Source organism: Nocardioides luti (assembly GCF_014212315.1).
Classification (GTDB): domain Bacteria; phylum Actinomycetota; class Actinomycetes; order Propionibacteriales; family Nocardioidaceae; genus Nocardioides; species Nocardioides luti.
The window spans coordinates 950,179-974,967 of sequence record NZ_JACKXE010000001.1; the positions used below are offsets into that span (position 1 = coordinate 950,179).

Annotated in this window: 23 protein-coding genes; 4 read left to right on the plus strand and 19 right to left on the minus strand. The window is 73.5% G+C overall.

The annotated features are described in order from the left end of the window. Positions 1–82: 82 nt before the first annotated feature. Entirely contained in the window at positions 83–421 is a 339-nt protein-coding gene (locus H5V45_RS04485) for a P-II family nitrogen regulator (RefSeq protein ID WP_185251835.1), read from the minus strand. Further along, positions 418–1,737 carry an ammonium transporter gene (locus H5V45_RS04490; protein WP_343061417.1) on the minus strand — a complete coding sequence of 440 codons (1,320 nt, stop codon included), beginning with the start codon at positions 1,735–1,737 and terminating at the stop codon, positions 418–420. The genes H5V45_RS04485 and H5V45_RS04490 overlap by 4 nt, the downstream gene beginning before the upstream one ends. Before the next feature lie 296 nt (positions 1,738–2,033). On the opposite strand from H5V45_RS04490, the gene H5V45_RS04495 reads away from it, so the two are divergent. Beyond that, positions 2,034–4,265: a glycosyltransferase family protein gene (locus H5V45_RS04495; protein ID WP_185251836.1), complete on the plus strand. Its 2,232-nt coding sequence runs from the start codon at positions 2,034–2,036 to the stop codon at positions 4,263–4,265. A gap of 6 nt (positions 4,266–4,271) precedes the next feature. Here H5V45_RS04495 and ftsY read toward each other — a convergent pair whose 3' ends face one another. The 15 genes from ftsY to H5V45_RS04570 form a co-directional block, all read right to left on the minus strand. Then, a complete protein-coding gene (gene ftsY, locus H5V45_RS04500) occupies positions 4,272–5,420 on the minus strand; it encodes a signal recognition particle-docking protein FtsY (RefSeq protein WP_185251837.1) in 1,149 nt (382 codons plus the stop codon). Positions 5,421–5,453: 33 nt separating this feature from the next. Further along, positions 5,454–5,675 (minus strand): hypothetical protein, encoded by a 222-nt coding sequence (locus H5V45_RS04505; RefSeq protein ID WP_185251838.1) that lies wholly within the window; start codon positions 5,673–5,675, stop codon positions 5,454–5,456. Between the two features lie 135 nt (positions 5,676–5,810). After that, positions 5,811–6,254, minus strand: coding sequence for an acyl-CoA thioesterase (locus tag H5V45_RS04510; RefSeq protein ID WP_185251839.1), 444 nt, complete (start codon positions 6,252–6,254; stop codon positions 5,811–5,813). Beyond that, on the minus strand, positions 6,251–9,835 hold the full coding sequence (smc, locus tag H5V45_RS04515) for a chromosome segregation protein SMC (protein ID WP_185251840.1): 3,585 nt from the start codon (positions 9,833–9,835) through the stop codon (positions 6,251–6,253). The genes H5V45_RS04510 and smc overlap by 4 nt, the downstream gene beginning before the upstream one ends. A gap of 154 nt (positions 9,836–9,989) precedes the next feature. After that, a complete protein-coding gene (locus H5V45_RS04520) occupies positions 9,990–11,204 on the minus strand; it encodes an MFS transporter (protein ID WP_185251841.1) in 1,215 nt (404 codons plus the stop codon). Between the two features lie 104 nt (positions 11,205–11,308). Further along, complete coding sequence (locus H5V45_RS04525; protein ID WP_185251842.1) at positions 11,309–12,817, minus strand: LVIVD repeat-containing protein; 1,509 nt, start codon at positions 12,815–12,817, stop codon at positions 11,309–11,311. Between the two features lie 56 nt (positions 12,818–12,873). Continuing rightward, positions 12,874–13,083, minus strand: a complete 210-nt coding sequence (locus H5V45_RS04530; protein ID WP_185251843.1) for a hypothetical protein — start codon at positions 13,081–13,083, stop codon at positions 12,874–12,876. Positions 13,084–13,158: 75 nt separating this feature from the next. Further along, positions 13,159–14,046 carry a bifunctional DNA-formamidopyrimidine glycosylase/DNA-(apurinic or apyrimidinic site) lyase gene (mutM, locus tag H5V45_RS04535; protein WP_185251844.1) on the minus strand — a complete coding sequence of 296 codons (888 nt, stop codon included), beginning with the start codon at positions 14,044–14,046 and terminating at the stop codon, positions 13,159–13,161. Between the two features lie 10 nt (positions 14,047–14,056). Then, positions 14,057–14,872: a ribonuclease III gene (gene rnc / locus H5V45_RS04540; protein ID WP_185254466.1), complete on the minus strand. Its 816-nt coding sequence runs from the start codon at positions 14,870–14,872 to the stop codon at positions 14,057–14,059. Further along, a complete protein-coding gene (gene rpmF, locus H5V45_RS04545; RefSeq protein WP_185251845.1) occupies positions 14,820–15,005 on the minus strand; it encodes a 50S ribosomal protein L32 in 186 nt (61 codons plus the stop codon). The genes rnc and rpmF overlap by 53 nt, the downstream gene beginning before the upstream one ends. Before the next feature lie 88 nt (positions 15,006–15,093). Then, entirely contained in the window at positions 15,094–15,669 is a 576-nt protein-coding gene (locus H5V45_RS04550) for a YceD family protein (protein ID WP_343061419.1), read from the minus strand. A gap of 71 nt (positions 15,670–15,740) precedes the next feature. Continuing rightward, a complete protein-coding gene (coaD, locus tag H5V45_RS04555) occupies positions 15,741–16,238 on the minus strand; it encodes a pantetheine-phosphate adenylyltransferase (protein ID WP_185251846.1) in 498 nt (165 codons plus the stop codon). A gap of 5 nt (positions 16,239–16,243) precedes the next feature. Beyond that, on the minus strand, positions 16,244–16,858 hold the full coding sequence (gene rsmD, locus H5V45_RS04560) for a 16S rRNA (guanine(966)-N(2))-methyltransferase RsmD (RefSeq protein WP_185251847.1): 615 nt from the start codon (positions 16,856–16,858) through the stop codon (positions 16,244–16,246). Positions 16,859–16,913: 55 nt separating this feature from the next. Then, positions 16,914–19,157 carry an ATP-dependent DNA helicase RecG gene (locus tag H5V45_RS04565; protein ID WP_185251848.1) on the minus strand — a complete coding sequence of 748 codons (2,244 nt, stop codon included), beginning with the start codon at positions 19,155–19,157 and terminating at the stop codon, positions 16,914–16,916. 22 nt (positions 19,158–19,179) lie between these two features. Beyond that, positions 19,180–20,832 carry a DAK2 domain-containing protein gene (locus H5V45_RS04570; RefSeq protein WP_185251849.1) on the minus strand — a complete coding sequence of 551 codons (1,653 nt, stop codon included), beginning with the start codon at positions 20,830–20,832 and terminating at the stop codon, positions 19,180–19,182. A gap of 213 nt (positions 20,833–21,045) precedes the next feature. On the opposite strand from H5V45_RS04570, the gene rpmB reads away from it, so the two are divergent. Next, on the plus strand, positions 21,046–21,231 hold the full coding sequence (rpmB, locus tag H5V45_RS04575) for a 50S ribosomal protein L28 (RefSeq protein ID WP_011756723.1): 186 nt from the start codon (positions 21,046–21,048) through the stop codon (positions 21,229–21,231). Between the two features lie 575 nt (positions 21,232–21,806). On the opposite strand, the gene H5V45_RS04580 is transcribed toward rpmB, so the two are convergent. Continuing rightward, a complete protein-coding gene (locus H5V45_RS04580; RefSeq protein ID WP_185251850.1) occupies positions 21,807–22,766 on the minus strand; it encodes a thiamine-phosphate kinase in 960 nt (319 codons plus the stop codon). Positions 22,767–22,870: 104 nt separating this feature from the next. On the opposite strand from H5V45_RS04580, the gene H5V45_RS04585 reads away from it, so the two are divergent. Further along, positions 22,871–23,107, plus strand: coding sequence for an Lrp/AsnC family transcriptional regulator (locus tag H5V45_RS04585; RefSeq protein ID WP_028645383.1), 237 nt, complete (start codon positions 22,871–22,873; stop codon positions 23,105–23,107). A 33-nt stretch (positions 23,108–23,140) separates the two neighbouring features. Further along, positions 23,141–23,632, plus strand: coding sequence for a DUF3515 family protein (locus tag H5V45_RS04590; protein WP_185251851.1), 492 nt, complete (start codon positions 23,141–23,143; stop codon positions 23,630–23,632). A gap of 16 nt (positions 23,633–23,648) precedes the next feature. Here H5V45_RS04590 and H5V45_RS04595 read toward each other — a convergent pair whose 3' ends face one another. Continuing rightward, a complete protein-coding gene (locus tag H5V45_RS04595; protein ID WP_185251852.1) occupies positions 23,649–24,779 on the minus strand; it encodes a D-alanine--D-alanine ligase family protein in 1,131 nt (376 codons plus the stop codon). Between the last annotated feature and the right edge of the window lie 10 nt (positions 24,780–24,789).

Here is a 24,789-nt window from a genome sequence, read left to right on the forward strand (position 1 = left end):
GCGGGGCCCGGAGGCCTCCCCGCCGTCCGGTCCGGCGCACGTGCCGAACGACGGGGAGGGCGTCACTCAGAGCCGTCCGGTCTCAGATGGCATTGCCGTCACGATCGCCCGTGCGGACGCGGACGACGGTCTCGATGGGGCTGACCCACACCTTGCCGTCCCCGATGCGTCCGGTCTGGGCGGTCTTCACGACGATGCCGACGACGTCCTCGGCGTCACCGTCGTCCACGACGATCTCGATGCGGATCTTCGGGACCAGGGCGATGTCGTACTCCGCGCCCCGGTAGACCTCGGTGTGGCCCTTCTGGCGGCCGTAGCCGCTGACCTCGCTGACGGTCATGCCCGTCACGCCGAAGGTCTCGAGGGCCTCGCGGACGTCCTCCCACTTGTGCGGCTTGATGACCGCGGTCACGAGCTTCATGCCTTGGCTCCTTCCGGGGAGACGGTGCTGGCCGCCAGCACGCCCGTGCTGGAGCCGCCGCCGACGCCCGTGTGCAGGTCGTACGCCGACTCGCCGTGCTCGGCGAGGTCGATCCCGTTGACCTCGTCCTCCTCGCTCACGCGCCAGCCGATCGTGAACTTGATGGCGTAGCCGATGATCGCGGTGGCGACACCCGACCAGACGATGGCGATGAGGGCCCCGAGGGCCTGGTCGCCGAGCGAGCCGAAGCCGCCGCCGTAGAACAGCCCGTCGATGCCGGCGGCACCGTCCGAGGTGGAGAAGAGGCCGATCAGCAGGGTGCCGACGATGCCGCCGACCAAGTGCACGCCGACCACGTCGAGCGAGTCGTCGAGGCCGAACTTGAACTTGAGGCCGACGGCCCAGGCGCAGACCGCACCGGCGACGGCGCCGATCGCGATGGCACCGGTGATGTCGACGGCGCCACAGGCCGGGGTGATGGCGACGAGGCCGGCGACGATGCCCGAGGCGGCGCCGAGCGAGGTGGCCTTGCCGTGCAGGAACCGCTCGACCAGCAGCCAGGCGAGCATCGCGGCCATGGTGGCCAGCGTCGTGTTGGCGAAGGTGCGGCCGGTCTCGGCGTAGAACTGTGCGGAGAGCGCGGTCGGGTCGGACAGCGAGTCGGACGAGAGCACGATCGAGCCCACGTTGAAGCCGTACCAGCCGACCCAGAGCAGACCGGCACCGAGCATGGTCAGCGTCAGGTTGTGCGGGCGGGCCGGGTCCTTGGGCCACCCGACGCGCTTGCCGATGATGAGGGCGAGCACGAGGCCGGCCACACCGGCGTTGATGTGGACCGCCGTACCACCGGCGTAGTCCTGGGCGCCGATCTTGCCGCCGATGAGGCCGCCGCCGAACACCATGTGCGCGAGGGGGAAGTAGGAGAGCGTCACCCAGAGCGGCAGGAAGACCACCCACGAGGAGAGCTTCACGCGGTCGGCGATCGCGCCGCTGATGAGGGCGGCGGTGATGACCGCGAACGTCAGCTGGAACATCACGAAGATGTAGCCGCTCGGGTCGACGTCCTTGAGGCCGAAGAGCTTGAACGGGTCGGCGAAGAGCTTGCCGTCCCCGCTGAAGCCGTCGCTGAACGACATCGACCAGCCCCACAGGACGTAGACGATGCCGACGATGCCCATCGTGATGTACGACATCATCATCATGTTGAGCACGGACTTGGAACGCGTCATGCCGCCGTAGAACAGGGCGAGACCAGGCGTCGTCATCATGAGGACCAGCAACGTGGCCACGATCATGAAGGCGTAATAGCCGTCCACAGAACCTCCAGGGATCACATCTGAGGAGGGCGGGAAGTCGGCGACGACCGCACTGTCGACCCGGGTGTCCGCCCCATTGCCAGAAACGATCGGGGGTGGAGGTTTCACCGCTCGCCGAGAGATGTTGCGGGCAGGAAACGAGTTCCCGACGGCTGTTACTTCCGTGTTACGAACGCGCCGGGCAGGTTTGAGATCCGCGCGGGCGGGTCCGGGACCGGCGGCCGGGCCGCGGGCGCCCGCGCCCCTAGGGTGGGGGCACCACCGACCCAGGCGACGACCACGAGGCGAGCAGAAGCGTGAAGTTCCCCAGGAGGCGACCCGCCCCGGACGCGGCGGAGCCCCCGCCGCGCGAGGCGGTGGCCGGGCCGGTCCGGCGCCTGGTCGCGGCCGGTCTCGTCGATCGGGCGTTCTGCGAGGCGTCGAGCGGGCAGGCGTTCGCGTCCGACCTGGCCGCGGCGCAGGCGTTCGACGGGTCCGGCGGGCGGTGGTCACCCCATCCCCTGGTCGACCTGGGCTCGCTGCCCGCTCGCGTGCGCACCCGCCTCGAGGAGCGGGCGGCCGGTCCGCTGCTGCGCCACCTCGAGGGGCCGGGCTCCCGGCGCCGCCTGGGTCCGCTCTTCGACGCCCGGGCCGTGTCCGGGACCGACGAGGAGCGGGCGGCCCACCCGGGCGGGTCCCTCGGTCTCTTCCTCGCGACGGCCCGGGCGGAGACGCCCCTGCCGGGCGGGCGCGGGCTGACCTGGGGCCGGGCGCGCGACCTGCTGCTGGAGCACGCGCGCGTGGTGCAGGAGCAGCGCCCGGTGGCGGGCCCGCTCGCCGCCGAGCCGCGCGACGCCGTACGCCGGTCCGGGCTCGGTCGTGCTCCCGGCCGGCTCTCGGTGCTCGTCGCCGTGGACGACGAGGTCGGTCCGGCGGCGACCCTCAACGGGGTCGCCGCGGTCCTGCGCAGCTCCCCCGGTGTCGACCTCGAGGTCGTCGTGCTGGACCACGGCTCCCCTCCCCTCGCCGCGATGACCCTGGCTGCCGGGCTCCTCGGCGACGACCGGGTGCGCCTCGTCCGGCTGCCCCGGCGTCTCGACCGAGCCTCCGCACGCGACCTCGCCGTCGCCGCGTCGACCGGCGAGCACGTCCTCCTCCTCGCGCCCGGCTCGGAGCCTCGGCCCGGGTGGTGGGAGCCGCTGGTCGCCCACCTCGCCGACCCGCTCGTGCTCGGGGTCCAGCCGCTGCTGCTGGAGCCCGACGACACCATCCGGTCCGCGGGCACCGTCCTCGTCGACGGGTCCGACGCACCGCGCCACCACCTCGTCGGCCACCCCCTCGAGGACGCGCGCACGCGGGGCGGCACGGGCTTCGCGGCCGTGTCGACCGAGGCGCTGCTGCTGCGGGCCGAGGACGTCGTGGCCCTCGGCGGCCTCGACCCCCGGCTCCCGGACGGGCACGCCGACCTCGACCTCTGCCTGCGCGCCGGAGAGCTGCGTGCGGGCCACTTCGCCGTCGAGCCCTCCTCCCTCGTCACCCGGCACGGACCCGCGACCCCTCTCCCGACCCTCCCGGTGGACGGCCACGGCCCGCTGCTGGAGCGGTGGCGCGGTCGCTCCCCGTCCGCGCAGGCGCCCGACGGGCGGCGCTGGGCCCTGACGATCGCGGCGCCGGGCGGCGAGAAGGGCGACCGGTGGGGGGATGTGCACTTCGCCCGGTCCCTCGCCCGCGCGCTGGCGGCCCGCGGGCAGGACCCGGTCCTTGTCCGCCACGGTGCGCAGGACGTCGCACCGGCCGGGCCCGACGCCGTCGCCCTGCACCTGCGCGGCCTCGACCCGGTCCGCCCGGTCGACGGCCGGGTCAACGTGGTCTGGGTGATCAGCCACCCCGAGGACGTCGACCCCGAGGAGCTCGTCGGCGTCGACCGCGTCTTCGCCGCCTCGTCGATGTGGGCGCGGGAGATGAGCCACCGCAGCGGGCGACCGGTGGAGCCCCTGCTGCAGGCGACCGACCTGGCGCTGCGCCCCGACCGCTCGTCACCCGTCGGGGACGGGTCGCGCCCGCTCTTCGTCGGCAACACCCACGCCGGCCGGCCGCGCCGGATCGTGCTGGACGCCGTGGCGGCGGGCGTGCCGGTCGAGGTGCACGGCCCGGGCTGGGAGGGCGTGCTCCCGGACGGTCACCTGCGCTCGGCGTACGTCGCGAACGACGCGCTGATGGCGCTCTACCGCCGCCACGGCCTGGTGCTCGCCGACCACTGGGGCGACATGGCCACCCACGGGTTCCTGGCCAACCGCCTGTTCGACGCCGTCGCTGCCGGCGCGCGCGTCGTCTGTGACGACGTGCCCGGCACCGAGGCGCTGGAAGGGGCCGTGCAGGTCTACCGCACCCCCGACGAGCTGGCGTTCCTCTGCTCCCCCGCGGGGCGCTCGCGCTGGCCCTCGGACGAGGAGATGGCCGCGATCGCCGACCGGGTCGCCGTGGCGCACTCGTTCGACCGGCGCGCCGAGCAGCTCGCCGACGCCGTGACGGCCCTCCGTCGGGCCTGACCCGGCTCAGCCCAGCAGGGCGTCGACGAACGCGCCGGCGTCGAAGGGGGCCAGGTCGTCGGCGCCCTCGCCGAGACCGACGAGCTTGACCGGGACGCCCAGCTCGCGCTGCACGGCGACGACGATGCCGCCCTTGGCGGAGCCGTCGAGCTTGGTGAGCACGATGCCGGTGACGTTGACGATCTCGCTGAAGACGCGGGCCTGGATCATGCCGTTCTGGCCGGTGGTCGCGTCGAGGACCAGCAGCACCTCGGTGACCGGGGCCTGCTTCTCGATGACGCGCTTGACCTTGCCGAGCTCGTCCATCAGGCCGGCCTTGTTCTGGAGCCGGCCGGCGGTGTCGACGATGACGGTGTCGACGCCGCGCTCGGTGCCCTGCTTGACGGCCTCGAAGGCGACGCTCGCCGGGTCGGTGCCCTCCGGGCCGCGGACCACCTCGACGCCGACGCGCTCGCCCCACGTGGCCAGCTGCTCGACGGCGGCCGCGCGGAAGGTGTCGGCGGCGCCGAGCACGACGGTGCGGTCCTCGGCGACGAGGATCCGGGCGATCTTGCCGACGGTGGTGGTCTTGCCGGCACCGTTCACGCCGACGACCAGGACGACGCCCGGCCTGCCGTCCTCGCCGCTGACCTGCAGGCGGCGGTCCATGGTCGGGTCGACCAGCTCCAGGAGCTCCTCGCGGAGCACGGTCCGGGCGTCGGCGGCGCTGGCGCCGTCGACGCGCAGCCGGGTGCGCAGCCGCTCGACGAGCTGCTGGGTCGGGGCGACCCCGATGTCGGCCGTGAGCAGGGTGTCCTCGATGGACTCCCAGGTGTCCTCGTCGAGCCGGTCGCGCGACAGCAGCGCGAGCAGGCCGCGGCCGAGGCCGCCCTGCGAGCCGGCCAGCCGCTGGCGCAGCCGGACGAGGCGCGACGCGGTGCCCTCGGGGCGCTCGAGCGTGGGAGTGGCCGGCGCGGTCGGGCCCTCGGGCACGACGACCGCCGGTGTCTCCTCGACCGGAGCCTCGACGTCGCCGTCGGCCGGCGGCGGGGTGATGACGTCCGTGCCGCCCCGCGGCGGCTCGATGCGGCGCCGGCGACCCGAGGTCACGAGGCCGGCAAGAGCGGCGACGCCGAGAACGGCGATGCCGACGATCAGATAGATCCAGTCACCCATGCGGCCATCCAACCAGAGGCCGGCGGGGCGGCGTCACGCGCGGTGCTGCGCCTCCTGGCGCTCCGCGACCTCGCGGCCGTGCACCTCGTCGCCCTCGGTCGGCAGGGTGGGGGCGGCCTCGGCCGCCTTCGCCATGGCGTCCCCGAGCCACGGGGCGGCCGGGACCTCCTCGCCACGGTGGGGGAACGCCACGTAGGTGACGACCAGCACGGCCAGGACGACGATCACGAGCATCACGAGGGCGATGGTGAGCACGGCGGGAACCTCTTCCGAGACGACGGGGGTAGCAGGTGAGTACCCCTCCCCACCGTGACACACACCCCCTGCGTGCCCGCAGCGCTCGCACCCGGACGCGCCGGGGACGTGGTCGACGTCACCGCCGCGGGCGACTCAGCGGGTGGGCCGGAGCAGCGGCTCCACGGCCGCGCGAATCGCGTCGGGCATCGGGGTCACCGAGCGAGCCGGGTCGGTGTTGTCGACGTACACGTGCACGAACCGGCCCTCGGCGGCCGCCTCGTCGGCGTCCCCCTGGAAGATCCCGATCCGGTAGACGATGCTCGAGGTGCCGACCTTGTCCACGACCAGCCCGGTCTCGATCGGCGCCGGGAAGCCGACCTCGCGGAAGTAGCGGCACGAGGTCTCGGCCACCACCCCGATCTGCGGGAGCGAGCGCACGTCGAGCCCGGTCGCCTCGTAGAGGTGGGCGTTGACCGCGGTGTCGAACAGCTCGTAGTACGTCGCGTTGTTCAGGTGGCCGTAGGCGTCGTCGTCGCGCCACCGGGTCGTCACGGTGCGCCACGCGACGTAGTCGGCGCGGGTGGGGCGCTCGCTCATGCCGGCTCGGCCCGCAGCCGCTGGCTGATGACGGCGGAGACGCCGTCGCCGCGCATGGTGACGCCGTACAGCGCGTCGCCGACCTCCATGGTCCGCTTTTGGTGGGTGATGACGAGGAGCTGGGAGTTCTCGCGGAGCTCCTCGTAGATCTCGAGCAGCCGGCCGAGGTTGGTGTCGTCGAGGGCGGCCTCGACCTCGTCGAGGATGTAGAACGGCGAGGGCCGGGCCTTGAACAGCGAGACCAGGAAGCAGACCGCCACGAGCGACCGCTCACCGCCGGAGAGCAGCGAGAGCCGCTTGACCTTCTTGCCGGCCGGGCGGGCCTCGACCTCGATGCCGGTGTTGAGCATGTCGTCGGGCTGGGTGAGCACCAGGCGGCCCTCGCCCCCGGGGAAGAGCCGCGCGAAGGTCGCGTCGAAGGCGCGCTCGACGTCGGCGTACGCCTCGGTGAAGACCTGCTGCACGCGGTCGTCGACCTCCTTGACGATGTCGAGGAGGTCCTTGCGGGTCTTCTTGAGGTCCTCGAGCTGCTCGGTGAGGAACTTGTGCCGCTCCTCCATCGCCGAGAACTCCTCCAGCGCGAGCGGGTTCACCTTGCCGAGCATCGAGAGCGAGCGCTCGGCGCTGCGCAGCCGCTTCTGCTGCTCCTCACGCACGAACGGCACCGGGTCGGGGTAGACGTCCTCGTCCCCCTCGGCACCGCCCTCGGCCCCGTCAACGCGGGCCAGCGGCGAGGTGGCGGGGACAAGCTGGTCGGGGCCGTAGTCCGCGACCAGGCCGTCCGGGTCGAGGCCGAGCTCCTCGAGCGCGCGCTCCTCGAGCTGCTCGATGCGCATCCGCTGCTGGGTGCGGGCCATCTCGTCGCGGTGCACGGAGTTGACCAGCTCGTCGTGCTCGCGGCCGAGCTCGCGCAGCCGGGCACGGATCGCGAGCAGGTCCTGCTCGCGGCCCTGCCGGGCCTGCTCGACGGCGGTACGCCGCTCCGTGGCCAGGTGGATCGAGACCTCCAGGCGAGTCAGCACGTAGGCGACCGCGACGCCGACGGCCTCCGCGGCCCGGCCCTCGCGCAGCAGCCGCTCGCGGCGCTCGGCGGCCCGGGCCCGCGTCTCCCGCTCGGCCTTGGCCGCCCGGACGAGCGAGTCGGCGCGACCGTGCAGCGCGCGGGCGCGCTCCTCGGCGGTGCGCAGCGACAGCCGGGCGTCCATCTCGCCCTGGCGGGAGGCACGGGCCTCGTCCACCAGGCGCTCGCGGTCGGCGGTGTCGGGCTCCTCGTCGGGGGCGTCCTCGGCCTGCGCGAGGCGGGCCTCGAGGTCGGCGAGCCCGGCGAGGTCCTGCGCGCGCGCCTGCTCGGCCTTGGCGATCGCCTGGGTGACGCGCTCGGCCTCGGCGCGGGCGGAGCGGGCCTGGGAGCCGTACTGCCCCAGCTCCTCGGCCACCGCGGCGAGGGTCGCGTCGGACTCGTGGAGCTTGGCCAGCGCGACGTCGACCCGCTTCTGCGCGTCGAGGCGCTCGGCCTCGAGGCGGGACATGTCGAAGCCGAGCCGCTCCGAGGACGCGATCGCCTCGGCGAGCTGGGCGGCGGCCTCGTCGACGGCGGCCTGGATCTCGATCAGGCTCGGCTGGCTCGAGGAGCCGCCGGAGGCGAAGTGCGCGCCGAGCACGTCCCCGTCGCGGGTGACCGCGGTGAGGTCGGACATGTCGGCGACGAGGGCGCGGGCGGCGGCCAGGTCGTCGACGACGGCGACCTTGAACAGCAGCCGCGCCAGGGCGGGTCGCAGGGCGTCGGGGCACTCCACGACGTCCACGGCGTACGCCGCGTGGCCCGGCAGCCCGGGCCAGGAGGTGTCGTCGGTCGGTCCGCCGCCGAGCAGCAGGCCGGCGCGGCCGAGGTCGTCGCCCTTGAGGTGGCCGATCGCGCGGACGGCTGCGTCGGCGTCGGTGACGGCGACCGCGTCGGCCGCGGAGCCGAGCGCCCCGGCGACGGCGGCCTCGTAGCCGCTGCGCACCGACAGCAGCGCGGCGACGGAACCGAGCATCCCGGAGACGTGGTCGGTGGCGGCCAGCAGGGCACCGGCCCCGTCCTTGCGGTTGAGGCCCATCTCGAGGGCGTCCTTGCGGGCCAGCAGGGCGCCCCGGTCGCGGTCGGCCTGCTGGGCCTCGTCGCGGGCCTTGGCCAGGCGGTCCTCGATGTCGCCGAGCAGGCTGCTCGCCGCCTCGTGCTCGGCGTCGAGCCCCTCCTCCCCCGCGTCGAGCCCGGCGACCCGGGTCTCGAGGGAGGTGAAGTCGCGCTGGGCGCGGTCGGCGCGGGCCACGGCCTCCTCGCGGGCGAGCTGGAGGCGTCCGACCTCGTCGTCGGCCGCGGCGGCGCGGGACTTGAGCGCGTTGACCTGCCCGTGCAGCCGGGCCAGGCCCTCGCGGCGGTCGGCGGCGGCGCGCTGGAGCCCGGAGATCCGGCGCTCCTCGGCGGCGGCGGCGTCCTCGGCGGCCTTGCGGGCCGTGACGGCCTGCTCGAGCGTGGTGCGCTGGCGGTCCACCTCGGCGGCGATCTGCTGCTCCTGCTCGCGGACCCGGGTCGCCTCGGCCTCGAGCTGCTCGGGGTCGCGCCCGGAGTGGCTCAGCTCGGACTCGGTCGTGCCGGCGGCGTTGCGGACCCGCTCGGTGGCCAGGGACTGCGTGCCCCGGAGCCGCTCGCGCAGGCCGGAGAGGGCGAACCACGTCTCCTGGGCCGCGGACAGCGCCGGCAGGTCCTCGCGCAGCGCGGCCTCGAGGGCGGCCTCGGTCTCGCGGGCCTCGGCGACGGCCGCCTCGACCAGCGCGCGGCGCTCGACCAGGATCGACTCGTCGGCCAGCTCCTGCTCGAGCGCGGTGCGGGCGGTGACGAGGTCGTCGGCCATCAGGCGGGCGCGGGCGTCGCGCACGTCCATCTGCACGGCCTGGGCCTTGCGGGCCACCTCGGCCTGGCGGCCGAGCGGCTTGAGCTGGCGGCGGATCTCGGTGAGGAGGTCCTGCAGCCGGGTCAGGTTGCCCTCGGTCGAGTCGAGCTTGCGGAGGGCCTTCTCCTTGCGCTTGCGGTGCTTGAGGACGCCTGCGGCCTCCTCGATGAAGCCGCGGCGGTCCTCGGGGGTCGCGTGCAGGATCGTGTCGAGCTGGCCCTGCCCGACGATCACGTGCATCTCGCGGCCGATGCCGGAGTCGCTGAGCAGCTCCTGCACGTCGAGCAGCCGGCACGAGCTGCCGTTGATGGCGTACTCCGAGCCGCCGCTGCGGAACATCGTGCGGCTGATCGTGACCTCGGCGTACTCGATCGGGAGCGCGCCGTCGGAGTTGTCGATCGTCAGCAGCACCTCGGCGCGGCCCAGCGGCGGGCGGCCGGAGGTGCCGGCGAAGATGACGTCGTCCATCTTGCCGCCGCGCAGCGACTTGGCGCTGGCCTCGCCCATCACCCACGCGAGCGCGTCGACGACGTTGGACTTGCCGGAGCCGTTGGGGCCGACGATGCAGGTGATGCCGGGCTCGAGCTGGAGCGTCGTGGCGGACGCGAAGGACTTGAACCCCTTGAGGGTCAGGCTCTTCAGGTACAACGCGGTGGCTCCTCACCATCGTCGGGCCGCCCGTCCGGGCGGTCCGTGCACGGCACTGCGACGGGGCTGCATCATGGCAGCCACGAGGGGGGAAGCCCGGTGACGGGTACAGCGCCGCTCACCCTACCCGGCGTCGTACGCCGCCCGCGGGAGGTCAGGCGGTGTCCTCCGCCTGACCTCCCGCGGCCGCGACCGGCTCCTCGTCCGCGTGCGCGATGTGGGAGAGCTGCCCCCAGATCAGGACGACGAACACGGCCGAGCCGGCGAACGCGAACCAGAACGGCGCGGTGATCCCGGCGTGCTGGGCGAGGAGCCCGCCGATGCCGGAGCCCAGGACGAGTCCGCCGAAGACGCCGACGCCGTTGACGCTCCCGACCCGCCCCTGGAGCTCCGTCGGGACGGCGCGCTGCCGGACCGTGACCGAGGTCGTGCCCCACACGAACGCGTGCGCCCCGAAGACGAAGAAGATCACCATCGCCACCCACGGCACGGTCGTGAGCGCCAGGAACAGGTGGGTGAACGTCTCGATCACCAGGCCGATGCGCATCAGGTTGCCCAGGCTGACCCGGCGGGTGATCCAGCCGTACGACAGCGTGCCGGCCAGCCCGCCGACCGCGGAGACCGTGGTGAGCAGGCCGAACCCGACCGCCCCCATCCCGAGCCGCTGCGTCGCGTAGAGGACGAGCACCGACCAGGCGGCGCCGAAGGTGATGTTGAAGGTGAAGATCGTCAGCACGAGGGTGCGCACCGCCGGGTGGTGGCGCACCCAGCGCAGCCCATCGACGATGTCCTGCCGCACGTGCGTGTCCGCGGCCTCCTCCCGGCGGTGCGGCGGCAGCACCACCCGCGAGACCAGCAGGGCGCCCAGCGCGACGAGCACCGCCTGGGTGACGAAGGGCAGGGCCGCGCCGGCCGCGAACAGCGCCGCCCCGATCGGCGGCCCGGCGAGCTGGTTGACCGTGATGAAGCCGGTCTGCAGGCGTGCGTTCGCGACCGCGAGGTCGTCGCGGGCGACGACCATCGGAAGCAGGGTCTGCGAGGAGTTGTCGGCGAACACCTCGGCGGTGCCGAGCAGGAAGAGCGCGGTGAGCACGACCGCCCGCAGCAGGTCGACGGTGACGACGATGAGCCGGCGGTCGAGGCGGTCGGACAGGGCCCCGGCGTACAGCCCGAAGAGGAGCGGCGGCAGCCACTGGAGCAGGGCCGCGAGCGCGACGAGGAAGGGGTCGTGGGTCTGCGAGGCGACCAGGAGCGGTCCGGCGGCGATCGCGATCCCGTCACCCAGGTTGGAGATCCACGACGACGCCAGCAGCCAGCGGAAGCGGGTCCCGAGACGTGCGGGGACGACGGCTTCCAGCAGGCGGCTCACAAGTCGAGGAGCCTAGGGCAGGGAGGTCACCGGCCACGTCCGGTTTGCGGCGGGACGACCCCCCGCGCCCAGCACGGGGGGTCGTCCTGCGTCCGGGGCAGGGATCAGGCGCGGGCGCGGGCGCGGCGGCCGCGACGGCGTACGGCGAGGGCCAGCGCCATCGCCCCGCCGACGAGCCCGAGCGGCACCGCGGTGTCCTGGGCACGGTCGGCGACCGAGGGGTGCGGGACCACCGAGGCGGTCGGCCGGGCGCCGATGCCGTCGCCGGGCACGTCCACGGCGTACACGTCGAGACCGCGGACGGCGTCGATGGCGTAGACGACGTTGGACGTCCGGCCGGTGTCCTTGCCGTTCTTGTAGACCGGGACCCAGACGTTGTCCCAGACCTCGGAGGCACCCCAGAGGGCGTGGCCGTAGGACGTCAGGTTGCGCGGGTTGCGGGCGTCGATGATCTGCGTGCCGCCGCCGTAGAACCCGACCGCGACGAGGCCGCCGGGGCGGTAGTCGAACCAGTGCGAGGAGCAGAAGGTGCCCTGGGGCAGCGGGAAGTTGCCGAGGTCGGAGAGCTCCACCTTGTCGAGCGGGACGATCGCAGCCTTCGAGCCGTCGAGCTTCTTGACCCACCAGGTCTGGAAGGAACCGGCCTGCGTGCAGTCGGTCTGCTCGTAGTCCTCCTCGGTCGCGAGCAGGATGTTGCCGTGCTTGAAGGACGGCTTGCTGTTCGGCTTGAAGGCGTTGGCGTTCGGGCGGAACGAGTTGTGCAGGATGAAGTCGTTCCAGCCGGGGTGCTTCGGGTCGGTGCCGCGGCCGGCCTTGCCGGTCGTGGTGATCAGCTTCGGGTGCCGCGGGTGGGTGGTGCGCCACATCGAGGCGCCGTTCCAGCCGGTGTGGGTGCCGATGCCGGCCGCGTCGAAGTTCCACTTGTGGCCCGCGGTGGGCGAGAAGAACGGCTGGACGCCGGCCTTCGCCTTGTCGGCGTCGACCTCGCGCGGCTTGGTCACGTCGCGCAGGTCGAAGATCGAGAAGTGGTCGTCCTCGCCGGCGGAGTAGGCGTAGGAGCACTGGGTGTCGCGCACGCACGCGACGGTGTGGGTGCTCGTCGTGCCGGGGGCCCGGCCGGCGATGACCGGGTTCGTCGGGTCGGTCACGTCGACCACGATCAGCTCGCCCCCGCCGACGTTCGTGTGCTGCACGTCGCCGGGCGAGGCCTGCACGGCGTCGACGCCGATGAGCACGAAGCGGGTGGTCTTCCCGTCCTTCGTGGTGCGCTCGCCGCAGTTCATCGCCTCGTTCTCGAACAGGGCCTGCGGCAGCACGCCGACGACGGTCGGGTGGGCCGCGTCGGTGACGTCCCAGACGCGGACCGAGTCGGCGCCGCTGGTGACGAAGATCGGGGCGGACTTCATGAAGCAGCCGGAGATCCCGACCTGGCCGGGGTTGGCCGAGAGGTGCTCGACGTTCGGGCTGGCCAGGAGGCCGGTGCCGTCGCCCGCGATCGCGGACTGGGCGGGGCGCTGGTGCGGTCGCTCGCCGTGCGCGGACGCCGGGGCGGCCAGGCTCACGGCGGCGCCGACGGTCAGGGTGGCGGCGGCAAGGGCGGCTAGGGCTCGCATGGACGGTCAACGACCCAACCGGCCCGCGGTCACGCGGGTCGGCGGTCGGACTCCGGTCAGACCGGCTGCATCTCCGCGAGCGACGCCGACTCGAGGTCGAGCAGCGTGTCGGCGTGCGCGGCCGCCAGCCGGTCGTTGTCCTCGGAGAGGCGGAGGACGAGCGTCTCGAGCTCACCGACACGGGCGCGGAGGCGGGCGTTCTCGGCCACCAGCCGTGACGGGGTGCGGAGGTCGCTGTTCAGGTAGCCGATCAGCGCCTTGGCCATGGACGAGCCTTCCAGCTGGGAGGGAAGCCCGCGGTGGCGGGCCGCCTTCCAATGTCCCACCACACCGCGGCAGGGTCAATCCGGCGTCGGCAAAGCCTGGGCGACCGCACGGCGACGCCGCGGCGCCGGCTGGCAGACCGGGCAGGAGTACGACGAGCGGTTCATGAAGGCGGCCCGGCGGATCGGGGCCCCGCACCGGTCGCACGGCTCGCCCTCGCGGCCGTAGGCGTGCAGCGAGCGGTCGAAGTAGCCGGACTCGCCGTTGACGTTGACGTACAGCGCGTCGAAGGAGGTGCCGCCCTGGCCCAGCGCGTCACTCATCACGGTCCGGGCGTGGTCGAGCAGCTCGCGGACCTGGGCCCGGGTGAGCCGCTCCCCCGGACGCTCGCCGTGCAGCCGGGCCCGCCAGAGCGCCTCGTCGGCGTAGATGTTGCCGACGCCCGAGACGAGCCCCTGGTCGAGCAGCTGGCGCTTGATGCCGGAGGAGCGGGTGCGCACCCGGCGTACGAACTCGTCGTCGTCGAACGCCGGGTCGAGCGGGTCGCGCGCGATGTGCGCGATCTCGGTCGGGAGGTCGGCGCCGCCCGCGGAGATCGACAGGCCGCCGAACATCCGCTGGTCGACGAAGCGCAGCTCGCGCCCCTCGGCGGCGCCCTCGAGCGCGAGCCGGACGCGCAGGTGGCGCTCGTCGGCCGCCTCGGGCGGCTGCACGAGCAGCTGGCCGCTCATGCCGAGGTGGCCGAGCAGGGCATCGCCGTTGTCGAGCGGCAGCCAGAGGTACTTCCCGCGGCGGCGGGCCGCCTCGATCCGGCGGCCGGTCAGCGCTGCGGCGAAGCCCTCGGGCCCGCGCGGGTCGCGCCGGACCGGGCGCGGGTGCAGGACGTCGACGCGGGTGACGGTGGCGCCGAGGACGTGGCGCTCGAGACCGGCGCGGACGACCTCGACCTCGGGGAGCTCGGGCACGGGGTGCCCGTCAGTCGTTGAGGGAGGCGGCGCGGCTGGTCGCGGCGCCGACGGCGGGGTCCTCGACACCGAGGGCGTGGGCGATCTCGCCGTACGCCGTCTCGGCAGCCGCCTGCTCGGCCTCCTTCTTCGACCGGCCGACGCCGTTGCCGTAGAGGGAGGTGCCGACGCGGACCTGCGCGGTGAAGGTCTTCATGTGGTCCGGGCCCTCGTCCTCGATGACGTACTCGGGGACCCCGAGCGCGTGCTCGGCGGAGAGCTCCTGGAGCGAGGTCTTCCAGTCCAGCCCGGCGCCGAGGGCGGAGGCGGCCTCGATGAGCGGGTCGAAGAGGCGGTGGACGACCTGCGAGGAGACGGCGATGCCGCCCTCGCTGAGGTGCACGGCACCGATCACGGCCTCGACGGTGTCGGAGAGGATCGAGGCCTTGTTGCGGCCACCGGTCGACTCCTCGCCGCGCCCGAGCTTGACGTGCTCGCCGAGCCCGATGCCGCGGCCGACCTCGGCCAGCGCGCGGGCGTTGACGACCGCCGCACGGAGCTTCGCGAGCCGGCCCTCGGAGAGGTCCGGGTGCGTGAGGTAGAGCGTCTCCGTCACGACCACGCCGAGCACCGAGTCCCCGAGGAACTCCAGGCGCTCGTTGGTCGGGAGGTTGCCGTTCTCGTAGGCGAACGACCGGTGCGTGAGGGCGCGCTCGAGCAGCGCGGGGTCCAGGATCGGATCGCCCAGCGCTGCTCGCAGCTCGCCGTAGTTGGTCAGCGGACCGAGATCAGGATCAGAGGACCTGACGGCGGTCGGCCCGGGCGCCGTACTGACCGCACGTGCCACAGGCACGGTGGGGCAGGTGCTTGGCGCCGCAGGCGGCGTTCGCGCAGGTCACCAGGGACGGCGCGACGGCCTTCCACTGCGAACGACGGTGACGCGTGTTGCTGCGCGACATCTTCCGCTTCGGGACTGCCACTGTTTTCTCCTCTACCTGGGCCGGAGACGTCTCCGAGCCGCTTGCGTCCAGCCGGTGGTTGCCCAGCTGGTGTTCGTCTTCCGGTGTTTCAGTCTTCTTCTTGGTCCTGCACCAGCTGGGTCAAACCTGCCCAGCGCGGGTCGATCGGCTCGTCGTGCCCGTGGTCGGGATCGTCGGCCAGTCGGGCACCACACTCGGTGCACAACCCTGGACAGTCCTCGGAGCACAACGGCTGGAACGGCAGTGCGAGCACCACCGCGTCCCGCAGCAGTGGCTCGAGGTCGAGCAGGTCGTCCTCGAGCCGGCTGGTCTCGTCGTCCTCGTCGGGGTCGTGGTCGCGGTCGTCGTAGACGAACAGCTCCTGGAACCTCGCGGACAGCTCGTCCTCGATCGGCTCCAGGCACCGCACGCATTCGCCGACCAGCTCGGCCGTGGCCGAACCGGTGACCAAGACACCCTCCATGACCGCCTCGAGCCTCAGGTCGAGTTCGACCTGGGAGCCTTCGGGGACACCGAGGACCTCGATACCCAGATCTGCCGGTGCCGGAACCATCCGCGTCACTTCGCGCTGGGACCCCGGGCGGCGGCCGAGCTCGCGAGTATCGAGCACGAGCGGCGCTCTCGGGTCCAGATTGCTGATGTGATCACTTCCGGGTCCGGGCACAAACAGATCGTTGTGAATCGTAACGGTCAGGGGCGGGGCGGGGCAAAACCGACCCCGGGTGGGCGGCGCGCTCAGCCGTCGGCGGCCGCGCGGCGCTCGGCCAGTCTGGCCGTCAGTCGCTCGTTCACGAAGTCGGGGAGGTAGGCCGACACGTCGCCGCCGAAGGTCGCGACCTCCTTGACCAGGCTCGAGCTCACGAAGGAGTGCGCCGGGTCGGCCGGCAGGAAGACGGTCTCGACGCCGGTGAGCGAGGCGTTCATCTGCGCCATCTGGAGCTCGTAGTCGAAGTCGCTCACCGCGCGCAGGCCCTTCACGATCGCGTGCACGTCCTGCTCCTGGCAGTAGGTCGTAAGGAGGCCGGTGAAGCCGTCGACGCGGACGTTCGCGTGGCCCGAGCAGGCCTCGCGGAGCATGTCGAGGCGCTCGTCGGCGCTGAAGAGGCGGTTCTTCGACGCGTTGGTGCCCACGGCGACGACGACCTCGTCGAAGAGGCCGGACACCCGCGCGATGACGTCGAGGTGCCCGAGGGTGACCGGGTCGAAGGATCCGGGGCAGACGGCTCGGCGCACGGGGGTCACTCCTGGTCGGGGGGCGTCGCGGGGTCGGTGGTGCCGGGGGCGCCGGGTGACGACGCGGCGTGACCGTACCAAAGCACGGTCTCGCCGTAGCGGCGCTCGCGGACGTCGGTGAAGGTGCCGGGCCAGGTCGGCTCGGGGCTGCGGACCGAGCGCTCGACGACGACCATCGCGCCCGGGACCAGCCAGTCGTGCGACACCAGCGCGGCGAGGTCGTCGCGCACGGCCGCGTCCTCGAGGGGGTACGGCGGGTCGAGGAACGCGACGTCGTACGGCGCGCTGGGGGCGCGGCGCAGCGTGCCGGCGACGGGGGCCGCGACGACGTTCGCCTTGGGGAAGCCGAGCGTGCGGGCGTTGCCCGCGATCAGGGCGGCGGTGCGGCGGTCCTGCTCGACGAGCGTCACCACACCGGCCCCGCGGGACCACGCCTCGAGCCCGACGGCCCCCGAGCCGGCGTACAGGTCGAGGAAGCGCAGGCCGTGCAGCGAGCCGCACCACGACTCCACGGCCGAGAAGAGCGCCTCGCGCACCCGGTCGCTGGTCGGGCGCGTGTGGACGCCGCGGGGTGTCGTGATGCGACGACCGCCCGCGGATCCCCCGATGATGCGGGTCATGTCGGCGTCGGCCCCCCGGTCGGAGAGGGTCGGCGGGCACCCGGGCAGGGGGTGTTCACGACTTCTCCATGAAGTCAGACTGCCGTGATTGCTCCATATCTGCCACCGCGACGGCGAGCAGCGGGGTCTCGAGGAGGTCCGGGTCGGCGGCCAGCAGGTCGGTCGCGCAGGCCCGCGCGGCGACGATCGTGTCCTCGTCGCGGAGCACCTTGAGCGTCTGGAGGCCCGAGCGGAAGCCGGACTGGGACTTGCCCAGGACGTCGCCCTCCCGGCGCTGCGCGAGGTCGATGCGGCTCAGCTCGAAGCCGTCGGTGGTGGCCGCCACGGCGTCCAGGCGCTCGCGGGCCGGGGTGCCGTCGAGGCTGTGGCTGACGAGCAGGCAGATGCCCGGGTGGCCGCCCCGGCCGACCCGGCCGCGGAGCTGGTGGAGCTGCGAGACGCCGAAGCGGTCCGCGTCGAGGAGCACCATGCCGGTGGCGTTCGCGACGTCGACGCCGACCTCGATGACGGTCGTCGAGACGAGCACGTCGACCTCCCCACGCGCGAACGCGCGCATGGTGCGGTCCTTCTCGTCGGGGTGCAGCCGTCCGTGGAGCACCGCGAGACGCAGGCCCGCGAGCGGGCCGTCGGCCAGCTCGGTCGCGACGTCCTCCACGGCGCTCAGCGGCGGGGCCGCCTCGGGCGGCGGGACCGGGAAGCCGTCCTCGTCGAGGTCGAGCTGGTCGCTGCCCCCCTCCTCGGGCTCGTCGCCGGAGATCCGCGGGCAGACGACGTAGACCTGGTGGCCCTTCGCGACCTCCTCGCGCACCCGCTCCCACACCCGCGAGATCCAGCCCGGGTGGTCGACCAGGGGGACGACGTTCGTCTGGATGGGGGCGCGGCCCGCGGGCAGCTCGGTCAGCGTGGAGGTCTCGAGGTCGCCGAAGACGGTCATCGCCACCGTGCGCGGGATCGGGGTCGCCGTCATCACCAGGACGTGCGGCGGCGTCGCCGCCTTGCCGGTGAGCGCCGCGCGCTGCTCGACACCGAACCGGTGCTGCTCGTCGACGACGACGAGGCCGAGGTCGTAGAAGCCGACGCGGTCCTCGAGCAGGGCGTGGGTGCCGATGACCAGGCCGGCCTCGCCGGTCGCCATCCGGCTCAGCGGACCGGTGCGCTGGGCCTTGGTCATCGAGCCGGTGAGGAGCTCGACCGCGGTGCCCTCGGCGGCGCCGCCGAGCATCCCGCCGGCAGCGAGGTCGCCGAGCATCGCGACGATCGAGCGGTGGTGCTGCTGCGCGAGCACCTCGGTGGGCGCGAGCAGCGCCGCCTGCCCGCCGGAGTCGACGACGCGGAGCATCGCGCGCAGCGCCACCAGCGTCTTGCCGGAGCCGACCTCGCCCTGGAGGAGGCGGTTCATCGGGTGCTCCTCGGCGAGGTCCCGCTCGATCTGGGCCCCGATCTCGCGCTGGCCGGTGGTGAGCTCGAACGGCAGCCGGGCGTCGAAGGCCGCCAGCAGCCCGCCCCCGCCGGTGCGGGAGGTGGCGCCCAGGGCTCGCACGGCGAGCCGGCGCCGGGCCAGCACCAGCTGGGTGACCAGCGCCTCCTCGAAGCGGAAGCGGTGGTGCGCCCGGTCGACGTGGTCGGGCTCGGTGGGCGCGTGCACCCACTCGAGGGCGCGGCGTACGTCGAGGACGTCGTAGTCCGCGCGGACCCGGTCGGGCAGCAGCTCGGCGAGGTCGTCGACGATCGTGAGCGCGAACGACACGGCCCGCTGCAGGTCCCACGACTCGACGCCCTTGGTGAGCGGGTAGATCGGGTAGTAGTCCCCCACGTCGTTGATCCAGGCGGCCTCGCCGTCGGCGTCGCCCTCGTCACCGGCCCCGAAGAGCACCATCTTGGGGTTCGTGAGCTGCCACGAGCTCTGGAAGGACGAGACCTGCCCGACGAACAGGCCGCGGGTGCCGACCGCGAGGGTCCGGGCGCGCCAGTTGGCGGAGTACTTGTTCTTGGCGAAGAAGGTCATCCGCAGCGACGGACCGTCAGTCGAGAGCACCGTCTCGACCCGGTTGGCCGGCCGCCCGGTCCGGCGGTCCTGGTAGCTCTTGACGTCGCAGCGGACGATCTCGCCGACGAGCGTCAGCATCTGGCCGTGCTCGAGCTCGCTGACCCGGGTGAGCTCGCCGGTGCGGACGTAGCGGCGCGGGAAGTGGTGCAGGAGGTCGCCGACCGTGTGGATGCCGAGGCCGTCGGCGAGACGCTTGCGCTTGGCCTCCTTGGCGCCCAGCACGGTCGCCACGGGTGACTGCAGGTCGATCATGGTGTGGTGGCGCTCCCCCGGGTCACTCGACGGACATGAGGAGCGGGTAGCGCTCCTGACCACCGTCGTACACCACGACGTCGACAGCCGGGTGGTGCTCCTCCACCCAGGCGCCGCAGCGCGCGGCCAGGTCGTCGGTGTCGTCGGCGCCCGCGACGACCGTGACGAGCTCGCCGCCACCGCCGAGCAGCCGGTCCAGGACACCGGTGCCGACCGTGAAGAGGTCGTCGCCCACGATCGCGAAGTCGCCGCCGAGCACGCCGAGGACGTCGCCGGGCTCGCACGGGCCGGCCATCGTGATCGCCTGGCGGGCGGCGACCGTCACGGCGCCGTGGCGGGCGTGCCGCGCGGTGGCGGTCATCTCGAGGACGTCCTGGTCGAAGCTGCGGCCGGGCTCGTGCACGGCCAGGGCGGCGAGACCCTGCACCTGGGCCTGCGTGGGGACGACGGCGACCCGGACGCCCAGGTCCTCCTCGGCGGTCCGGGCGGCGATCTGGGCGACCCGCACGGAGTCGGCGTCGTTCGGGAGCACGACGACCTCGGCGGCACCGCACCCGGTGATCGCCTCGAGCAGCTGCCCGGTCGACGGACGGCGGCCCGGCCCGCCCTCGACCACCACCGCCCCCGCCTCCTCGAACAGCGCGGCCAGCCCCGGCCCGGCCGCGACCGCGACGATCCGGCGACCGGTGCGCTCCGACCCGGAGGCGCTCGCGGCCTGCGCCTGCTCGGCGAAGTGGGTGACCCGCACGCGGTGCGGACGACCCGCCTCGATGCCGGCCTCGATCGCGGCGCCCACGTCGTCGACGTGGACGTGGACGTTCCAGAGCCCCTCGCGTCCGACGACGACGAGCGAGTCGCCCAGCCCGGCCAGCGCCGCCTTGAGCGGCGCGATGCGGTCGGCGTCGGCGTCGAGGAGGTACATCACCTCGTACGCCGGCCCGTCGGCCGTCAGGTCGCCGGACTGCAGCGCGGCGGGCTGCGGGATCGGGATGCGGTGGTCGAAGGGGCTCGTGACCGGGATCGGGTGGCGACCGGTCAGGACGGTCTCGGCCGCGTCGAGGATCACGCTGAGCCCGCGTCCGCCCGCGTCCACGACACCCGCGTCGCGGAGCACCTGGAGCTGCTCGGGGGTGCGGGCCAGCGCCTCGCGGGCCGCCGCGGCCGCCGTGGTGAAGACGTCCCTCGCCCGGGCGCCGGGCTCGGCCGCGCGGGCCACGGCCGCCTCGGCGGCGGCACGCGCGACGGTCAGGATGGTGCCCTCGACCGGGGTGCCGACGGCGGCGTAGCTCGCGTCCGAGGCCTGCTGCAGCGCCTCGGCCATCACGTGGGCGTTGCGCTCCTCCGGGTCGGCCGTCTCGATGCGGCGCAGCACGGCGCCCAGCATCTCGCTGAGGATGACCCCGGAGTTGCCGCGGGCGCCGAGCAGCGCCCCGCGGCTGCACGCCGCCAGCGCCGTGGCCCGGTCGGCACCGGCGTCCCCGCCACTGGCCTCGCGGATGGCGTCGCGGGCGGCGGAGACGGTGAGGTACATGTTCGTGCCGGTGTCGCCGTCCGGCACGGGGTAGACGTTGAGGGCGTCGATCTCCTCGCGCGCCCCGTTGAGGGCGTCGGTGGCGATGTCGACGAAGCGCAGCACGGTTGCGAGCTGGATCTGGCCGCTCCCCGGTGCTTCCATCGCCTGCTCACCCTGTCGATCGCGCCGTCGGTCCCTGGGCTCCGCCGCAGCGGCGGATGAGGGCACAATGTAGTGCCTGGGTCGCAGCCGGGGGTCCGCCCGGGCGCTGGCCGGCTCACGATTCGCACCCGCCCCGGCCCATCGGATACGCTTCTTCGGTTGCCCGATCGCTCGGGCCCCTCGTACACACCTCAACCGTTCAGGAGTTCACCGGTGGCTGCCGTCTGTGACATCTGCGCCAAGAAGCCGGGCTTCGGTAACAACCGGCCGTGGTCGCGCAAGATTACGAAGCGTCGCTTCGACCCCAACATCCAGCGCGTTCGCGCGACCGTCAACGGCACCCCGAAGCGGCTCAACGTCTGCACCGGCTGCCTGAAGGCGGGCAAGGTCACCCGCTGACCTGATCTCTTCCAGAAGGCCGTCACCCCTCGGGGTGGCGGCCTTTCTGCATGTTCGGGGGGTCTCGACAACGGTCGCGACCTCCTACGTCGGAGCTCAGCTGAGGGGGCGTCGGCTTCCCCGGATATCCGGGGAAGTTGGCTCTTTCCGGGTGTTGCAACACCCGGAAAGAGCGGGTTTCCCCCGGACAGTGGGGTCGATGTGACGGATGGGCCGGGGCGTCAGCCGCGCCGGCCGGTGTCGTCGCGGGCCCGGCCGGGCGGGTCGAGCCCCGGGAGACCGCCTACGCGAACGGGTTCGCGAGTCGGCCAGGCAGAGCCCCCGCGCGACGGCTTCTGGTCCGAGGTCGCCGCGGTCGTGACCGCGCGGCCGGCGCGGGTCAGCCTGGTCGAGGTGGCGGTGATCGCCGTCGCGCGGCTACTCGACCTTGGCGCAGGTCCAGGTCCTCGCAGGCTCGGCGGCCATGTTCGGGGGGTCTCGATACGCCGGTCGCGACCTCCTTCGTCGGTCGCGCGGCTACTCGACCTGGCTGCCGCCTCTCGTCGTCCCGAGCGAGCTCGGGACGACGAGACAGCTCAAAAATGCGTCCAGCCGGTGGGGCCGTCGTACGCCGCGCCGTCGACCGTGACGCCGGGGCCGTCCTCGCCGGCCTCGGTGACCTCGCCGACGACCGACCAGCCGTCCGGCACGGTGTCGGGGGCGAAGGTGGCGAGCAGGGCGTGGTCGTCGCCGCCGCCGAGGATGAACTGCAGCGGGTCGGCACCGAGCGCGGCTCCGACCGCCTGCAGCGGCTCGGGGATCTCGAAGGCCTCGCGGCGCACGTCGATCGCGACCTGCGAGGCGGTCGCCAGGTGGCCGGCCTCGGCGAGCAGCCCGTCCGACACGTCGATCATCGCGGTCGCGCCGGCCTCCGCGGCGACCCTGCCGGCGTCGTACGGCGGCTCCGGGCGGCGGTAGGCCTCCACGAGGACCCGGGGCGAGCGGAAGCCGCGGCCGAGCACGGCGAGCCCCCCGGCGGCCCAGCCCTGGCGGCCGAAGAGCGCCAGCACCTCGCCCGGCTCCGCGCCGGACCGCACGACCGGCGACTGCGTGCAGGCGCCGATGACCGTGACCGCGATGACGACCTGGTCGGAGCGGGTCAGGTCTCCCCCGACCACGCTGGCGCCGACCAGGGCGCACTCGTCGGCGAAGCCGCGGGCGAACTCCAGCGCCCAGGCGGCGGGCAGGTCCGCCGGGGCGGCGAGGCCGATGGTCAGCGAGGTGGCACGGCCGCCCATCGCGTTGATGTCGGAGAGGTTCTGCGCCGCCGCCCGGTGGCCGACGTCCTCGGCCGAGGCCCAGTCGCGCCGGAAGTGCCGACCCTCGACCATCAGGTCGGTCGAGACGACGACGTGCCCGGTCTTCACGCGCAGCACGGCCGCGTCGTCGCCGGGACCGATGAGCACGTGCTCCCCCTGGGTGAAGAGCTCGGTGAGGGCGGAGATCAGTCCGAACTCACCGACGTCGGCCAGGGTCGCGTCAGGGGGAAGGGGCATGCCCCCATCCCACCAGACCGGCCCGCGACCCGCGCCTATGGACACCCGGCGCGGGCACGATAGGTTGACCGACGACACATGCCCGTGACACAGAGGAGTCCCAGATGGTCGTCCAGGCGTACATCCTGATCCAGACCGATGTCGGCAAGGCCGCCGAGGTCGCGACCGCCATTGCCCAGGTCAAGGGCGTCACGCTCGCCGAGGACGTCACCGGACCGTACGACGTGATCGTGCGCGCCGAGGCCCGCAACGTCGACGAGCTCGGCAAGCTCGTGGTCTCGAAGGTCCAGAACCTCGACGGCATCACCCGCACCCTGACCTGCCCGGTCGTCCACATCTGAGTGTCCGACCCCGCCGTACGTCGCCGACGCCCCGTGTCCCACCGGACGCGGGGCGTCGTCGCGTCCTGCGCCGTGCTGCTGGTCGCGGCCGGCTGCAGCAGCACCCCGCCCGCGATCGACGCGCCGCGGATGGACGACGCGACCGCGTCCGCCTGCCGTGACCTGGTCGCCGCCCTCCCCCAGGAGCTCGCGGGGCGCGAGCGCGTCGAGGCGACCGGCGACACGGCGTACGGCGCCGCGTGGGGGGACCCCGCGATCGTGCTGACCTGCGGCGTCGGCCAGCCGGCCGGCTTCAGCGCGACCTCCACGTGCGTGCAGGTCGACGGGACCGGGTGGTTCGTCCCGGACGACGTGCTGCTCTCGAGCGACGAGACGCTCGACGTCACGACCACGGAGCTGAACTTCCGCCCGCGCGTCGAGCTGGTCATCCCGGGCGACTACCGCCCCAACGGCTTCACGAACAGCATCGGCGAGGTCGGCAAGCTCGTCGTCCAGCACCTGACCAAGGTCGGTCGCTGCAAGTAGCCCGTCGCGGGGCGGCTCAGCGCAGGCCGGTGCCGCGGGCCAGCGCCAGCTGGATCAGCCGGTCCACGAGCGCGGGGTAGTCCACGCCGCTGGCGGCCCACATCTGGGGGTACATCGACGTCGGGGTGAAGCCCGGCATCGTGTTGATCTCGTTGACCACGAGCGAGTGGTCGGGCATCACGAAGAAGTCGACGCGGGCCAGGCCCTCGCACCCGACGGCCTCGAAGGCCTGCGCGGCCAGGTCGCGCAGCCGCTCGGCGACGTCGCCGGGCAGGTTGGCCGGGATGTCGATCTCGGTGCTCTCGCCGGGGAGGTACTTCGCGGCGAAGTCGTAGAACTCGTGGTCTCCACCGACCCGCAGCTCGGCGGGCAGGCTGGTCTCGGGGGTGCCGTCGAGCGCCTGCAGCACGCCGCACTCGACCTCGCGGGCGCCCTCGGCCGCCACCTCCACGAGCACGCGGGGATCGTGGCGCAGGGCCTCCTCGATCGCCTCGTCGAGCTCGGAGGCGTCGTGGGCCTTGGAGATGCCGATGCTGGACCCGCCGCGGGCCGGCTTGACGAAGAGGGGATAGCCGAGCGCCGCCGACCGCTCGCGGATGCCGGCGGCGTCGCGGGCCCACGAGCGCGCGGTGACCGTGATCGAGGGCATCGTCGCGAGGCCGGCCGCCTGGAGCACGACCTTCATGTAGGCCTTGTCCATGCTGACCGCGGAGGCCAGCACGCCGGCCCCGACGTAGCGGACGCCGGCCATCTCGAACATGCCCTGGATGGTCCCGTCCTCGCCCCACGGCCCGTGCAGCACCGGGAAGACGACGTCGACCTCACCCAGCGTGCGGGGCGGCTGCGACGGCTCGGTGACCACGAGGCCGGTGGCGTCGGCCTCCTGGGCCAGCGTGATCGCGGCGCGGCTGCCGTCGACGGCGGGCAGCCGGTCGGCGGACTCGATGCGCAGGCGCTCCGGGTCCCCCGACTCCAGGACCCAGCGGCCGTCGGTCGCGATGCCGATCGGCACCACGTCGTACACGTCCGGGTCGATGGCCTTCAGGACGCTGCCGGCGGTGACGCACGAGATGCCGTGCTCGCTGGAGCGACCGCCGAAGACGACGGCGACGCGGGGCTTGCGGGTCTCGGCGGTGGGCTCGTTCATCGCGGCCGAC